Consider the following 15,276-nt stretch of genomic DNA (forward strand, 5'->3'; position numbering starts at 1 on the left):
GCACTAGCGGACGCTGATTTCCACGCTGTCGAAGCGGCCCGCGTCGTCCATCGCCGTGATCCGGTATGGGCCGGCGACGGGAAATTTCCACAGCAACGCCCGGCCGGCCGCCGCGCGCCCGACCTGCACCCCGTTCACGAGCCAGGTCAGGGCATCCTGCCCGCCGCGGGCCTCCAGCCGCAGCTCGGGGGCAGGGCCGGTGCCGGCGCGGCGTATCGTCCCGCCGTCGGTGACGCCGACGATCTTCAGTCCCGCCTCGGGAGCGACTGCGTCCTTGCACGTGGGCGCCCACGCGGGCGGCAGCGCGTGCCGACGGGTTGCGGCATCCAGCCAGGGCTCGAGCGCGGCGGGCCAGCGCGCCATCTCGACGGCGCGCATCTCGCCCGGCGCGCAGGCGGCACGCACGCGCAGGCCGCTGTCCGCGTCGCGGTGATCCGTGTAGCGTGCCGCGCCGCCGCGCAGGCGGTCGGGAAAGGTCGGCGGCGCGGCGTCGTTGAGGATCCATGCGGTGCGCTGCTCGTGGCACAGCCCGGGCGGCAGTTCGTCGCCGCGGGTGCCCAGCGGCCAGCAGATCTTCGCCTGCGATACGCCCTCGGGCGGGAAGCGTGGCCCGGGCTGCGCGCCGTCGACCGCGGCAAACACGTCGATCAGCAGCGGCGCGGCGATGTTCGCGCCGAAGAAGCCGGGGTTGGGCGTGCCGTCGGGCCGGCCGACCCACACGCCCACCGTCAGGCGGTCGCTGACGCCGACCGACCACGCGTCGCGGAAGCCGAAGCTCGTGCCGGTCTTGAAGGCGATGCCCCGCCGCACGCCGACGCCGCCTTCGACCGCGCGCGCGAGCGGCCCGCCCGATTCGAGGATGTCGCGCACGATGAAGGCCGCGCCCGCGCTCATCATGCGGGCCTCCTCGAGCGGCGCCTCCCGCGTGTAGCGCGGCCGGGCGGCGATGCCGCCGCGCGCGAACGATGAATAGGCCCCGACCAGGTTCTCCAGGCTCGTCGCGGCGCCGCCCAGGATGACGCTGAGGTTGGGCGCCGCGCCGCGCGGCAGCTCCAGCCGGAGGCCGCCGCGGCGCAGCTGGGCGACGAAGCGCTGCGGCCCGAGACGGTCCAGCACCTCCACGGCCGGCACGTTCAGCGATTTCTGCAGCGCGTGCGACACGCTCACCGGGCCGCTGAAGTTTGCCTGGAAGTTGCCCGGCTGGTAGCCCGAGAAGGACTGCGGCACGTCGGCCAGCAGCGATTCCGAATGGATCAGGCCTTCGTCGAGCGCCAGCCCGTAGAGGAAGGGCTTCAGCGTCGAGCCCGGCGAGCGTGCCGCGCGCACCATGTCCACGTGCGCGAAGCGGCTCTCGTCGCCGAAGTCGGCCGAGCCCGCGTAGGCGAGCACTTCCAGCGTCGCGTTGTCGACGACCAGCGCCGCCATCGACACGCGCGGCGGCAGCACCGACAGCCGCGACGCGAGGAGCTGTTCGACCATGCCCTGCATGCCCGCGTCCAGCGTGGTCTCCAAGCGCGGCCGGCGGGGATGCTCGCGGCGCACGCGTTCGGCGAACAGCGGCGCGAGCAGCGGTTCGCGCACCGTCTGCGCGATCACCGGCTCCTCGCGTGCGTCGCGCACGCGTTCCGCCCCCCAGTACGTCGTCATGCGCGCCAGCACCTTGTCGCGCGCAGCCCGTGCGCGCTCGGGGTAGCGGTCCGGACGCAGCAGCGACGGGGCCTGCGGCAGCACCGTCAGCAGCGCGGCCTCGGCTTCCGTGAGGCGCGCCGCGGGCTTGCCGAGATAGGCGCGGCTGGCCGCCTCGACCCCCTCCAGCACGCCGCCCATCGGCGCGTAGCCGAGGTAGAGCTCGAGGATCTCGCGCTTGGACAGGCGCAATTCCAGCTGCAGCGCGCGCACCATCTGACGCAGCTTGCCGCGCAGCGTGCGCGGGGTCGGATCGAGGATGCGCGCGACCTGCATGGTCAGCGTGGAGCCGCCCGACACGACGCGGCCGCTCATCGCCCACTGCCCCGCGGCGCGCAGCAGCGCGAGCGGATTCACGCCGGGATGCCAGCGGAAGAAGCGGTCCTCGTAGGCGATCAGCGCCTCGACGTAGCGCGGCGACACCTCGTCGGCGCGGACGGGATGGCGCCAGATGTGCGTGCGGTCGGGAAAGGCGCGCAAGGGCGTGCCGTCGCGCGCCAGCACCACCTGGGCATGCGGCGCTGCGCGCCCCGGCAGGGGTGGCGGGAAGAGCTGGTCGGCGACAAGCAGCAGCGCCAGCACCGCGGCGAGCGCGAGGCGCATGCGGCGGCTCATTGCCCGCCGTCGGCCCCGTCGCTGCTTCCGCCACGACTTCCCTCGGTGATCTGCAGCGTTTCATCGCCTCCGGCGATGCCATAGATGTGCGGCTGGTACATGTCCTCGGCGTAGGTCGGCGGCACGACGAAGCGTCCCGGCGTGACGACGCGCACGCGGTAGAAGAAGTTCATCTCGCCGCGCAGTTTCGCGGCGACGACGAAGCGGTCGTCGCGGAACTCGACGTGCTGGATCGCGGCGTCCTGCATTGCCTGGCGCGGATCGATGCCGGCGATGCTGATCGCCGACTGCTCGCCCTGCACGATGTTGGCGTTCTCGATCTCGACGCCTGCCGGCACGTAGTCGACGACCAGGCCGTTGCTGTGGCGGCCGGTGGTGAGCACGCGCAGGCGCACGATCAGCGTCTCGCCGACGCGCAGCGGCCGCTTGCCGAGCGGCTGTCCGTCCGGCGTGTACCACTCGCGCCTGAGGTCGAAGGCATCGCGCCGTGCCGCGGGCATCGTCGCAGGGTTGCCCGCGAGATTGAGTTCGGCGAAGAGCCTTTCCTGATGGGTGTTGGTGAGGCGCACGCCGCCGGCGACGTCCTCGGCGGACAGCGACAGGAACTGCGTGCCCTTGCCGCCGATCGCCTGCGTCCTGCCGGCGCTGGCGGTGTCGGCCGTCCAGCTGCCGCCTTCTCCGGTGACGAAACTGCGCCCGAGCAGGAACAGCGCGAGCTTCTCCTGGGTGCTGTGGTAATGGCGGCCGTGGTCCAGCTCGGCGGCGACGAGGTTCACGAGGTTCTCGCGGCCTTCCGGCCTGAGCCCGTGCTTCTCGAGCAGCACGTACATCAGTGCCCAGTCGCGCAGCTTGCTGCCGTAGTCGCCCCACCAGTAATTGTCCGGACGGTTCTTGCGGATGCCGGCCTCGAGCGCGCTGGTCGCGCGTGCCTCGTCGCCCATCAGCTTCAGCGCGATGCCGAGCTGCACCAGCCCGAGTCCGGAATGCGCCGCGTCCTGCGATTCATGCAATTGCCGCAGCGTCGCGAGCGGCGCCTTGCCCTGGCGCGCGAGCACGTAGGCGCCGTAGGCGAGCACCGCGAAGCGGCCCGATCCGGCGTAGCGGTGGTCGGTCCACACCGAATCCGCGCTGTATTTCACCGCTTCGCGCGGCAGGCCGGCGATGCCTTCCTGCAGGCCCTTCAACAGGAACTCGACGGCACGCTTTTCCATCTCGGCCGGGACGTTGAAGCCCTGCTCGCGCGCGTCGAGCAGGAAGTTCGTGACGTAGGCCGACAGCCAGTACTCGTAGTTGCCGACGTTGCCCCACAGGCTGAAGCCGCCGTTCGGCGCCTGCATCCCCGCGAGCCGCCCGATCGCCTTCTCCAGCATCTCGGCGCGCTGGGCCTGCGTGTAGGGCTTGAGGCCGAACTGCTTCGCGGCGATGTCGTCGATGAACACGTGCGGGTAGGCGGTGCTGGTCGTCTGCTCCGCGCAGCCGTAGGGGTAGGTCAGCAGGCCGCGCACCGCGCTGCGCACGTCGATCGGCGCCTTGTCGGACACTGCCAGCGTCGCCACGACGCTGGACTTCAGGAATCCGCCCAGCTCGGCGTCGCGCACTTCCACTGTTTCGCCCGGCGCGAGCACGACGCGCTTCAGCACCGACTGGCGCGGCGTCGGCGCCTGCACCTGCAGCGGGAAGCTGCGGTCTAGTTTCACCGCCTCGCTCTCGACATGCACGCGCACCTCGGTGAGTCCCAGCGCCGTCCCCGCTTCGATGGGGATGCGCAGGATGCGCTTCTGCTGGTCCTTGAGGGCGACCCGCTGCTCGCCCGCCCCGATGGCGAGGCCGTCGCCGTTCGTCACGCTGATGCGCACGTCCTGGGCGGCGCCGGAGAGGTTCTGCACGTCCATCGCGAGCACCGCGCTGTCGCCCACCGACAGGAAGCGCGGCGTCGCGAGTTCGACGACGAGCGGCGCCGCCACGACGACCTCGGCCTCCTGCATGCCGAAGCGCTCGCCGCTGGTCGCGACGGCCATCAGCCGCAGGCTGCCGTTGAAGTCCGGCACCGGCAGCGAGATTTCCGCCTCGCCCTTGTCGTCGAGCGCCACCGGGCCGCTGAAGAGATCGACCAGGCGCACCTTCTTCGGCAGGCTCTTGGTCGGCTTGGGGGCCGCGTCGCCGCCGAACTTGAGCCGTCCCTTGTCGCCGGCCATCTTCTCGATCAGGCGCCCGTACACGTCGTGCGCGTCGGCGCCGTAGCGCAGCCTGGCGAAGAAGAAGGCGAACGGGTCGGGGCTCTTGAATGCGGTGATGTTGAGGATGCCGGCATCGACCGCGGACAGCGTGACCATGGCTTTCTGGCCCCTGGCCTCCGGCACCTTCACGCGCACCTTCAGCGGCTGCTCGGGTTTCATCTTCTGCGGCGCTTCGAGCGCGACGGCGAGCTTGCGCTGGCTGCGGTCGAGCGGCAGGTGGATCAGGCCGAGTGCGCGTGCCGGCGTGATCATCTCGCCGCTGCTGCCCGGACGCAGCACCATGACCGACACGTACAGGTCGTGGCGCTTCCAGTCCTTGTCCACGGGGATGTCGATCGTCGTGCCGTCGGCGCCGATCGACAGGCGGCGCACCCACAGCGCCTTGTCGCCTTCGACGGTGACCAGCGCCTCGCCGGCGTGCGGCGGCGTGATCGTCAGGTGCGCCGTCTCACCGTCCGCGTAGCCCGACTTGTCCAGTTTCAGCGCGACGAGGTCCGGGCGCACGCCCTGGGTTTCGTCGTCCTGTGCATTCCAGCCGGCGTAGAAGCGGTAGCGTGCGGTCTGCTGCGTTTCCGGGTCGAACACTTCGAGCCGGTAGCGGCCGTACTTGACCGGCAGCGCGAGCTTGCCGCGGCCGCCGGCGGGCATGGAAACCTGCGTGGTCGAGACCAGTTCGTCGGTCTCGGTAAAGCCCGAGTTCCAGCCGCGCTGGTCGTCGAAGCGCCAGTAGTAGTTGCGGTTCTCGCGGAACAGCCGCACCGGCAGCGCGGTGCCCGCCTTGAGGGTGCCGGCGATATCGGTCCGCACCACTTCGAACTCCGCCGCGGCGCCTTCGCGCGCGTAGGCGCCGACGAACATCGGTCGCACGCCGACCAGCACCGGCGCGGGCCAATGCACGCGCTCGATGCTGCGGATGACCGGACGGCCGCCGCTCTCGAGCAGACCGATGGTGGCGCGTACGGTGAAGGGCGAGCGCCGCCCCGCGACCGCCTCGAGATCCACGGCTATGTTCGTCTTGCCGGCGTCGTCGAGTGTGTTCTCCGACAGTTCGGTGCGCGACTTGACCGTGTCCTCGTCGGCATCGCCAAACACGAAGCCGGGCAGTTTCTGCGCCAGCGGATTGCGGTTGCGCTCGGTGTTGACGACGCCGACCAGGCTGTTGCCCGCAGCGGGGGCGCCGTACAGGTAACGCCCGCTCACGTCGATGCGCCAGCTCGCGTCGTCGGCGAGGATTTCCGCGCTGCTCGTGAGCTCGAGCTTCATCCGTTCCGGTAGGAATTCCTCGACGCCGAAGCGCATCACCGCCGCGGCCGTGCTCGCCGCCGGGTCGGTGCGCAGCTCGAGCGCCCACGAGCCGGTTGCCGCGTCGACCGGCAGTTCGATCGCCTGCGTGTAGTAGCCGGGGTCGAGTTCCACCGGCTTCCACGTCCGCGTCCATTGCAGCTTGCCGTCCGGCCGGCGCAGCGCGGCCTGGATGGGTTGCGGCGGCACGACGCGGCCGTCGGCATCGCGTGCGATCACCGACACGTCGAAGCGCTCGCCCGGGCGGTACAGGTTGCGTCCGCTGTAGGCGAACAGGCGCACCGGGACGAAGGGCGTGCCGGCGACGTCGAATTCGCCGAGGTCGAGCGCCGGCTCCTTCAGGGCGATCAGCGACAGGTGCCCGTCCTTGCGTGCAGTGAGCACGCGTGCGCCCTTCGGGCGTTCGGCGAAGTGCGCGCGCCCGTCACCGTCGGTCTCGCCGCGCGCCAGGGTCTTGCCTTCGCCGTCGATCCAGCTCAGCTCGGCGCCGCTCACGGCCTTGCCGCTGGCCAGCGAACTCACCCAGGCATCGGCGCCGGCGGCGTACTGGCGCACGTGCAGGCCGAGATCGCTGACGTAGAAGTAGGTGGTCTGGAACTCGTGGCGGAAGCGGTTCGGCTGCGACATCACCGCGACGTACACGCCGGGTTCGCGCAGCGCGGGGATGTCCTCGACGGGAATGAAGGTCACGCGGCGGCGGTCGGGCTTCTGTTCGGTGACGAAGCGGCCGATGAAGGCGCTGGTCGTGAGGCGGTGCAGCTGGTCGAGCTGCCAGCCGTCGACGGCCCCCTTGAGCCGCGTGCGCGAATCGCCGTAGTAGTAGGCTTCCTCGGCGTAGGACTCGCCGTCCTCGGTGTCGGCGGAGGTATCGCGGGTCGCCTGGCCGGCCACGACCTGGTCGAGGAATTCGGACAGGCGCTCCGCCTTGACCTTGAGGAACTGGATGTCGACCTCGGGCACGTTCACCGTCGTGACCGGCAGGCCGCCGTTCTGCCCCGCGGGAAGGACCATGCCGCGGCTGGCGAAGTAGAACGCCGGGGCGACCGTGCCCATGCGGATCGAGAAGCGTGCTTCGGCGTCGAGCGTGCTGCCGTTCTTCGCCGGCAGGCCGGCCATCACGCGCACGACGTAGCGGGTCTGCGGCTTGACGTGGGGGAAGAACAGCAGCCGCGGGTTTTCGCCGACGACCCAGGCGCCGGCGACCGGCTTGCCGCCCTCGGTCGCCGTGTCGGCCGCATCGCGGCTACTCGCGTTGCTGACCGCGGTGGTTGTGCTGCCGTCTTCCTCGTCTTCATACTGTACGCCCGCCGACGAGCCTTCCGCGGCGTGGCCGGGCGACGGCATCTCCAGCACCTGCAGGAACTTGTCGTGATCGCCGCGGGCGTCGAGCGGCAGGCTGAACGACAGGGCGAGGGCCGGCGAGCCGTCGAGTTCGCGCGGGGCGCCGTCCACGAGTTCGAAGGGTACGTTGTCGGCTTCGCTCTCTTCGCCCGTCCGGTCGCGCGTCGCGAAGAAGTAGCCGCCGAGCGCCGCCACCAGAACGATGACGAGCGCGACCGGCGCAATGCCGACGCCCCTGGATCCAGCCTTTCCGAACCGCATGCCATTCCCCCGTTATATGCGGACGGAATTGTAACCGAGGAGCGCGGGAAGTTCTCCGGGCCGGACTGGATCACCCGGGTAATCGCGAGATCCGCTGGACCGGGCGTCCCGTGGGAGCGGCTTCGGCCGCGAAGCAGCGGTGTTGCGGAGTGAATCGCCGATTCGCGGCTGAAGCCGCTCCCACGGTCAGACTGCTGAACGCCTGGCGGACATCGATACAGCCTTGCCGCGCTTATGCCGGGCGCAGCGCGTCGAGCGCCTGTTCCAGCGATTTCACGCTGCGTTCGACCGCGTGCAGCTTGTCGAGGCCGAACAGGCCGATGCGGAAGCTGCGGAAATCGGCCGGCTCGTCGCATTGCAGCGGCACGCCGGCGGCGGTCTGCAGGCCCTGGGCGATGAACTTGCGCCCCGACTGGATCTCGGGGTCGTCCGTGTAGCACACGACCACCCCCGGCGCCTCGAAGCCCGGTGCCGCAACGCTGGGGAAGCCGCGCGCGGCGAGCAAGGCGCGCACGCGCCGGCCCAACTCCTGCTGTTCCGCCTTCACCTTGTCGAAGCCGTAGGCCTCGGTCTCCAGCATCACGTCGCGCAGCGCCGTCAGCGCGTCGGTCGGCATCGTCGCGTGGTAGGCGTGGCCGCCCTTCTCGTAGGTCTCCATGATCTGCAGCCACTTCTTCAGGTCGCACGCGAAGCTGGTGCTGGTGGTCGCCTCGATGCGCTCGCGTGCGCGTTCGCCCAGCATCACCAGGGCGCAGCACGGTGGCGCGCTCCAGCCCTTCTGCGGCGCGCTGATGAGGATGTCTACACCGCTCGCGGCCATGTCCACCCAGATCGTGCCGGAGGCGATGCAGTCGAGCACGAACAGGCCGCCGACCTCATGCACGGCGTCGGCGACCGCGCGCACGTAGTCGTCCGGCAGCATCATCCCCGACGCGGTCTCCACGTGCGGCGCGAACACCAGATCGGGCTTGTGTGCGCGGATCGTCGCGACGACCTCGGCGACCGGCGCCGGCGCGAACGGCGCCTGCGTTCCGGCGGAGAGCTGCCGCGCCTTCAGCACCGTGCATTCGGACGGGATGGCGCCCATGTCGAAGATCTGCGTCCAGCGATAGCTGAACCAGCCGTTGCGGATCACCAGGCATTTCTTCCCGGTCGCGAACTGGCGCGCGACCGCCTCCATGCCGAAGGTGCCGCTGCCCGGCACGATGACTGCCGCATGGGCGCCATAGACCTTCTTCAGCACGCGCGAGATGTCGCGCATCACGCCCTGGAAGCGCTGCGACATGTGGTTGAGCGCGCGGTCGGTATACACGACCGAATATTCGAGCAGACCTTCGGGATCGGGTTGGGGCAGCAGGCTCGGCATGTTCTTGTGGCTCCACAGAAGATGAATCCGACATGGCTGTCCAGCTTAGCACGCGGTGCGGCTCGCAGCGCCTGGCGTTCAGGGCGGGCAGGGGGCACTGTTGAGGTATTGTGCGCATTCCGCGTCCGTCAGGCCGGCGGCGACCCGCTCGCGCAGCGCCGCCGCCACTTGCGCCGCGTCGAGGGGATGGAAATGCACGCGCCGGTCGCTGCCGCCGGTCGCGAGCACGCGTCCGTCGGGCGAGAAGGCCAGCGCATGCACGGGACCATCCTGCGGCGGCAGCACCAGGCGCTGCGAGCCGTTCGCGACTTCCCAGATGCGCGCGCTGCGGTCGCGTGCGGCCGTCGCGAGCAGGCGCCCGTCGGGGCTGAATGCGAGCGCATCGATCGCGCCTGCATGTCCCGCCAGGCTGCGCACCGGCTTTCCGGCCGTCAGCCCCCACAGGCGCACCACGCGGTCGCTGCCGCCGGTCGTCAGCAGCGAGCCGTCAGGGCTCAGCGCAAGGTCGAGGATCTCGTCGCCGCGTTGCTGCAGGGTGCGCTGCCGTTTGCCGTCGGCGGCATTCCATTCCGCGAGCGCCCCGTCGGCTGCGGCCGTCAGCACGCTGCGCCCATCGCGGCTGAAGATCACGCGGTTCAACGGCGCGGTGCCGGTGCGCAGCCACAGGCGCCGCGTACCGCTGACGGCATCCCACACGCCGACCATCCCGTCGTGTCCGGCGGTGACGACGCTGCGTCCGTCGCTGCTGAAGGCGATGTCATTCACGCGTCCCGCATGCCCGAGAAGCGTCAGCGGCGGCCGTTCGCCGGCGGCGTCCCAAAGCATTGCAGCGCCGTCGGCTTGCGCGGCGGCGATGCGGCTGCCGTCCGGGCTCCATGCGACGCGCGCCGTCGTGCCGGCCGGCCCGGCGAACCGGTGCAGGATCCGCCCGCTCGCGAGCTCCCACACCGCGGCATCCGTGCCGGCCGCAGCCGTCGCCAGCCGTTTGCCGTCGGGACTGAAGGCGAGGCTGCGGATCGCGCCCTCGTGGCCGAAGGCGAGGTTCCACAGCTTCACGCTGCCGTCGATGCCGGTCGTCGCGAGCGTCGTCCCGGCCGCGTCGAAAGCGAGGTCGGTAACCGGATTGCCGTCGCCGGCGAAAGGGGCGCGCGGCGGGCATTCCCCGCCCGGGCGCGTGCAGCCTGCCACATCCCATAGCAGCGCCGAGCCGTCGTAGTCACCGGTCGCCAGCAGGCTGCCGTCCGGGCTGAAGGCAGCGGCACGGATCGCGCCGGGCTGTTCGGCCAGCTCGCGCACCGCTGTGCCGTTGGTGACGTCCCACAGGCGTGCCCGGCGGTCCTCGCCCGCGCTCGCCAGCCAGCGCCCGTCCGGGCTGAACGCGAGCACGAGGACCGTCCCGGCATGGCCGTCGAGCACGTGCAGAGCCCGTCCGCTCAGGAGATCCCAGATGCGCAGCGAGGCATCGGTACCGGCGGTCGCCAGATGCCGTCCATCCGGGCTGAATGCCACCGCGTGCACCTGCCCCTTGTGGCCGGAGAGGTTGGCGAGCAAGCCGCCCGTGTCGGCGTCCCACAGCCGCACGACCGGGCTCTGCCCCACCGTCGCGACGATCTCGCCGTCCGGGCCGAACGCGACGCCATGCAAAGGTTCCGGCTGCCGCGGCAGCTCGCGCAGGCGTTCGCCGCGCCCGACGTCCCACAGGACGATGCGACCGTCCTCGCCCACCGATGCGAGCGTCTGTCCGGCGGGATCGAGGGCGAGGTCGCGGACTTCGCCCTCGTGTCCGCGCAGCTCCGGGGACGCCGAGCCGTCGACGGCATTCCCGAGGCGTACCGTGCCATCCTGCCCGGCCGACGCGATCAGCGACCCGTCCGGGCTGAAGGCGATCGCATTGATGCGGCCCGCGTGCCCGCGCAGGGTCAGGCGCAGCCGGTTTGCGTCCAGGTTGCGGCGCGCCGCGTCCTCGGCCTGGGCGCGCAGGAAAGGTGCGGCCTCCGCGGTGCGCCGCAGCGCCGCAAGAGCCGCGCGCGCGGCGAGATCCGGGTCGGAGTCGACGTGGCGCACGGCCGTGGCGACCAACTGCAGCGACAGCGCCACTTCGGCTTGCTGGCGGCGCTGCAGTTCGGCCACCTGCCGTGCGACCAGCGCCGCGATTGCCGCAATGGCCAGCAGGAAGGCGAGGATGCCCAGTCCGATCGCGCGCCGCCGCATGCGCCGCGCGATGACGGAGGGATCCGCGGTGAGGGCATGGCCGGCGGTGCTGCCCTCGTCGCAGCTTCTTGCCGGACGCCCGTCCGTCAGCAGTTCCGCGATCATGCCGTCAGCAGATGATGCCACCACCGTCCTCCTCGCCGATTCGCCGCGAGGCGCCCCGCCAGGCGATCTGGCGCCTCCCCGCCGCTGAACTATATTTGAAGCACGCTCCCGTTCGAAGGAGTTCGGTCACGTGTGCCCCGACAACCATACATCGCGTCCGGCGCGTCGATCCACTGCCGCGTCCGCGACGCCCGCGCGCGGATGAAGCGCGCGTCCCCGCGCGGCTGCGCCCCCCGGGCGACTGTCCCCAGAATGCCGCGGACATTGGGACAGTGCCGGTTACAATGTGTAAATCCGTCCGAGCGCAAGCCCGCACGGAGACTCGGGTTGATCCCTATGCCCGCGAGCCCCGCCATGCCTTACGATGGGCGTGGGCGGCCGTCACCCGCCGCGCTGCTCACGCCTCACCGGGCAAAAGAGCCGTCCTCCGCATTTCCGAACCAACACAATTGGAGTCCGTTCATGCGCAAGTCCCTCACCGCCCTCGCCCTGTGCCTCTCCGTCGCCGTCCTCGCCGCTCCCGCCCACGCCCAGCTCACCGGCACACTGCAGAAGATCAAGGATTCGGGCGCGATCACGATCGGCCACCGCGAATCCTCGGTGCCCTTCTCCTACCTCGACGCCAACCAGAAGCCCGTCGGCTACGCGATGGACCTGTGCGCCAAGGTCATCGATGCGATCAAGGCCGAGCTGAAGATGCCCAGCCTGCAGGTGAATTACCAGGCGGTGACCTCGCAGAACCGCATTCCGCTGATGCAGAACGGCACCATCGACCTCGAGTGCGGCTCCACCACCAACAGCGTCGCGCGCCAGCAGCAGGTCGGCTTCTCGGTGGCCTACTTCGTCACCAGCGTGCGCATGGCCGTGCGCAAGGATTCCGGCGTCAAGGACATCGGCGACCTCAACGGCAAGCCGGTCGTCACCACCACGGGGACGACGTCCGACCAGCTCATCAAGATGAACGAGAAGGGCAAGACCATCGACGTCAGGAACATCTACGGCAAGGACCACGCCGACTCCTTCCTGATGGTCGAGAGCGCCCGCGCCGCCGCCTTCGTCATGGATGACATCCTGCTCGCCGGCCTGATCGCCAGCTCCAAGAATCCCGCGATGTTCGAGATCGTCGGTCCCTCGCTGCGTGACGAACCCTATGCGGTCATGATGCGCAAGGACGACGCACCGATCAAGGCGATAGTCGACAAGACGCTCACCGGCCTGATGAAGTCCGGCGAGGCCGAGAAGCTGTACGCCAAGTGGTTCATGAACCCGATCCCGCCGCGCAACGTGAACCTCAACTTCCCGATGAGCGCGGCGGTGAAGGCTGCGTTCCAGAACCCGACCGACAAGGGCGTCGAATAAGCGGCCCGCGCGCGGCGGCCGGAGACGGCCGCCGCGACCCGACATCCGACAAACCCGGCGCCCGCGCGCCGCCCAGGGAGGGGAGTTCGCATGAACTACCATTGGGACTGGATGTTCTTCTTCCAGGAGACCGACGACGGTCTCAAGTACTACGACTGGATCCTGTCCGGCCTCGGCTGGACCACCTTCGTTTCGCTCGCCTCGCTCGCCGTCGCGCTGATCCTCGGTTCGGCCCTCGGCGTCATGCGCACGACGCCGAAGCGCTGGCTCGTCGGCCTCGGCGACGCCTACGTCGACCTCTTCCGCAACGTCCCGCTGATCGTCCAGCTCTTCATGTGGTTCTTCGTCGTGCCCGAGCTGGTGCCCGAAAAGCTTGGCCTGTGGATGAAGCAGGACCTGCCCTATTTCGTCATCGCCATCGTCGGCCTGGGCCTGTACACCGCGGCGCGCATCGCCGAGCAGGTCAAGGCGGGCATCAACTCGCTGTCGCGCGGCCAGCGCTTTGCCGGCCTCGCGCTCGGCTTCACCGAGTGGCAGACCTACCGCTACGTGCGCCTGCCGATGGCCTATCGCATCGTGCTGCCGGCGCTCACGTCGGAGGCGATGAACATCTTCAAGAACTCGGCCGTGACCTACGCGGTCGGCATCCTCGAGCTCTACTTCCAGTACAAGCAGATCATCGAGAAGACCTCGCAGGTGCTCGAGATCACCATCGTTGTTACGCTCGCCTACTTCATCCTCGCCTTCGTCATGAACCGCATCCTTGCCTTCGTCGAGGCCCGCACGCGCGTGCCCGGCCTCATCGTCGGCCAGAAGGGAGGCAAGTGATCATGAGCGACTTCGACTTCTCGGTCATCACGCAGAACTGGGCCTTCCTCGCCGAAGGCCTGCGCTACACGCTGCAGGTCACCGTCACCGCGATGATCGGCGGCATCCTCATCGGCACCGTGCTCGCGCTGATGCGCCTGTCCTCGATCGCGCCGCTGCAATGGTTCGCCGCCGGCTACGTCAACGTCTTCCGCAGCGTGCCGCTGGTGCAGGTAATCCTCGCCTTCTACCTGATCATCCCGCTCGTGTTGCAGATGATCACCGGCAAATCGACGCCGATAGGCGCCGCCAACTCGGCCTATTTCACCTTCACGATCTTCGAGGCCGCGTACTACTCGGAAATCATGCGCTCGGGCATCCAGTCGATCCCCAAGGGCCAGATTGCCGCGGGTTACGCGCTCGGCTTCACCTACGGCCAGACGATGCGCCACGTCGTGCTGCCGCAGGCCTTCCGCAACATGCTGCCGGTGTTGCTCACGCAGACCATCATCCTGTTCCAGGACGTGTCGCTCGTGTATGCGATCGGCGCGACCGACTTCTTCGGCGCCGCCGACAAGATCACGCAGCGCGACCTGCGCCCGGTCGAGATGTACACCACCGTCGCCGTCGTCTATTTCGTCATCTGCTTCACGCTCTCGCGCCTCGTGAAGCGGCTGCAGTCGCGCATCGCCATCATCCGCTAAGTAACGGAGCCACCAACGATGATCGAGATCAAGAACGTTTCGAAGTGGTACGGCAGCTTCCAGGTGCTGACCGACTGCACGACCCAGGTCGGCAAGAGTGAGGTGGTGGTGGTGTGCGGCCCCTCGGGATCGGGCAAATCGACGCTGATCAAGTGCGTCAATGCGCTCGAACCCTTCCAGCAGGGCAGCATCGTCGTCAATGGCATCGCGGTCGAGGATCCGAAGACCGACCTGCCCAAGCTGCGCGCCAAGGTCGGCATGGTGTTCCAGAACTTCGAGCTCTTCCCGCACATGACGATCACCGACAACCTCGCGATCGCGCAGATCAAGGTGCTCGGCCGCGGCAGGGAGGAGGCGGTCGACAAGGGTCTCAAGCTTCTCGACCGCGTCGGCCTCAAGAATCAGGCGGCGAAGTTTCCCGGCCAGCTCTCGGGGGGGCAGCAGCAGCGTGTCGCGATCGCCCGCGCGCTCGCGATGGACCCGATCTGCATGCTGTTCGACGAACCGACCTCGGCGCTAGACCCCGAGATGATCAACGAGGTGCTCGACGTCATGGTCCAGCTCGCCCAGGAGGGCATGACGATGATGTGCGTCACGCACGAGATGGGCTTCGCGCGCAAGGTCGCCAACCGCGTGATCTTCATGGACCGCGGTGCCATCGTCGAGGACGCCGCAAAGGAAGATTTCTTCGGCCAGCCGCGTTCCGAACGCGCGCAGACCTTCCTCGCGAAGATCCTCAATCACTGAGGCATCGGGGCGCGCCGCGCCCCGATTTTCACACCTTCTTCAGGTAGCAGGCCTTCAGCATGAAGTTGCCGGCGTCCATCCTGCAGTCGACTTCATGGTCGCCGCCGACGAGACGGATGCTCTTCACCTTGGTGCCGACCTTCAGCGTGATCGACGAACCCTTCACCTTCAGGTCCTTGATCAGCACCACCGAGTCGCCGTTCTGCAGCACGTTGCCGTTGGCATCCTTGACGAGCGCCTCGCCCTCATCCGCGGGTGCTGCGGCCTCGGCCATCGGCCATTCGTAGCCGCAGTCGGCACACACGTAGTTCGCACCGTCGGGGTAGGTGTTCTCGAGGGTGCATTGGGGGCAGGACGGGATGTCGGACATGGAGTGCTCGCTGGGCGCTGGCGCGAAAAGCCCGGAGTATCCCCAACGCCGGCAGGGTTGGCAACGTCGGCGTGTGCCGCCATGCCGGTGGCGAACCGCGGGAAGACTCGCTAATATGACGTGCGTATCGCGGTGCCCGCCGTCCCTGTCGCGCCAGATCGCGAG

General features: G+C 69.3%; 9 protein-coding genes. 4 read left to right on the forward strand and 5 right to left on the reverse strand.

Annotation, left to right across the window (positions count from 1 at the left end; translation table 11 throughout):
- Positions 1 to 3: 3 nt before the first annotated feature.
- The 4 genes from pbpC to U5817_RS00485 form a co-directional block, all read right to left on the reverse strand.
- Positions 4 to 2,301, reverse strand: a complete 2,298-nt coding sequence (gene pbpC, locus U5817_RS00470; protein ID WP_407279332.1) for a penicillin-binding protein 1C — start codon at positions 2,299 to 2,301, stop codon at positions 4 to 6.
- Entirely contained in the window at positions 2,298 to 7,442 is a 5,145-nt protein-coding gene (locus U5817_RS00475; RefSeq protein ID WP_407279333.1) for an alpha-2-macroglobulin family protein, read from the reverse strand. The genes pbpC and U5817_RS00475 overlap by 4 nt, the downstream gene beginning before the upstream one ends.
- Positions 7,443 to 7,674: 232 nt before the next feature.
- Entirely contained in the window at positions 7,675 to 8,808 is a 1,134-nt protein-coding gene (locus U5817_RS00480; RefSeq protein ID WP_407279334.1) for an aminotransferase class V-fold PLP-dependent enzyme, read from the reverse strand.
- Positions 8,809 to 8,886: 78 nt separating this feature from the next.
- A complete protein-coding gene (locus U5817_RS00485; protein ID WP_407279335.1) occupies positions 8,887 to 11,145 on the reverse strand; it encodes a WD40 repeat domain-containing protein in 2,259 nt (752 codons plus the stop codon).
- Positions 11,146 to 11,586: 441 nt separating this feature from the next.
- Here U5817_RS00485 and U5817_RS00490 point away from each other — a divergent pair, with 441 nt between their 5' ends.
- The 4 genes from U5817_RS00490 (at position 11,587) to U5817_RS00505 (ending at position 14,741) form a co-directional block, all read left to right on the forward strand.
- Entirely contained in the window at positions 11,587 to 12,483 is an 897-nt protein-coding gene (locus U5817_RS00490; RefSeq protein WP_169125727.1) for a transporter substrate-binding domain-containing protein, read from the forward strand.
- A 90-nt stretch (positions 12,484 to 12,573) separates the two neighbouring features.
- Positions 12,574 to 13,311 carry an amino acid ABC transporter permease gene (locus U5817_RS00495; protein WP_407279336.1) on the forward strand — a complete coding sequence of 246 codons (738 nt, stop codon included), beginning with the start codon at positions 12,574 to 12,576 and terminating at the stop codon, positions 13,309 to 13,311.
- A gap of 2 nt (positions 13,312 to 13,313) precedes the next feature.
- On the forward strand, positions 13,314 to 13,994 hold the full coding sequence (locus U5817_RS00500) for an amino acid ABC transporter permease (protein ID WP_169125725.1): 681 nt from the start codon (positions 13,314 to 13,316) through the stop codon (positions 13,992 to 13,994).
- Positions 13,995 to 14,012: 18 nt separating this feature from the next.
- The gene (locus tag U5817_RS00505) at positions 14,013 to 14,741 is read left to right on the forward strand and encodes an amino acid ABC transporter ATP-binding protein (RefSeq protein ID WP_169125724.1); all 729 of its coding nucleotides are present in this window, start codon (positions 14,013 to 14,015) and stop codon (positions 14,739 to 14,741) included.
- 28 nt (positions 14,742 to 14,769) lie between these two features.
- On the opposite strand, the gene U5817_RS00510 is transcribed toward U5817_RS00505, so the two are convergent.
- A complete protein-coding gene (locus tag U5817_RS00510) occupies positions 14,770 to 15,111 on the reverse strand; it encodes a zinc ribbon domain-containing protein YjdM (RefSeq protein WP_169125723.1) in 342 nt (113 codons plus the stop codon).
- Positions 15,112 to 15,276: the final 165 nt, after the last annotated feature.

Source organism: Aromatoleum evansii (genome assembly GCF_045689615.1).
Taxonomy (GTDB): Bacteria; Pseudomonadota; Gammaproteobacteria; order Burkholderiales; family Rhodocyclaceae; genus Aromatoleum; species Aromatoleum evansii.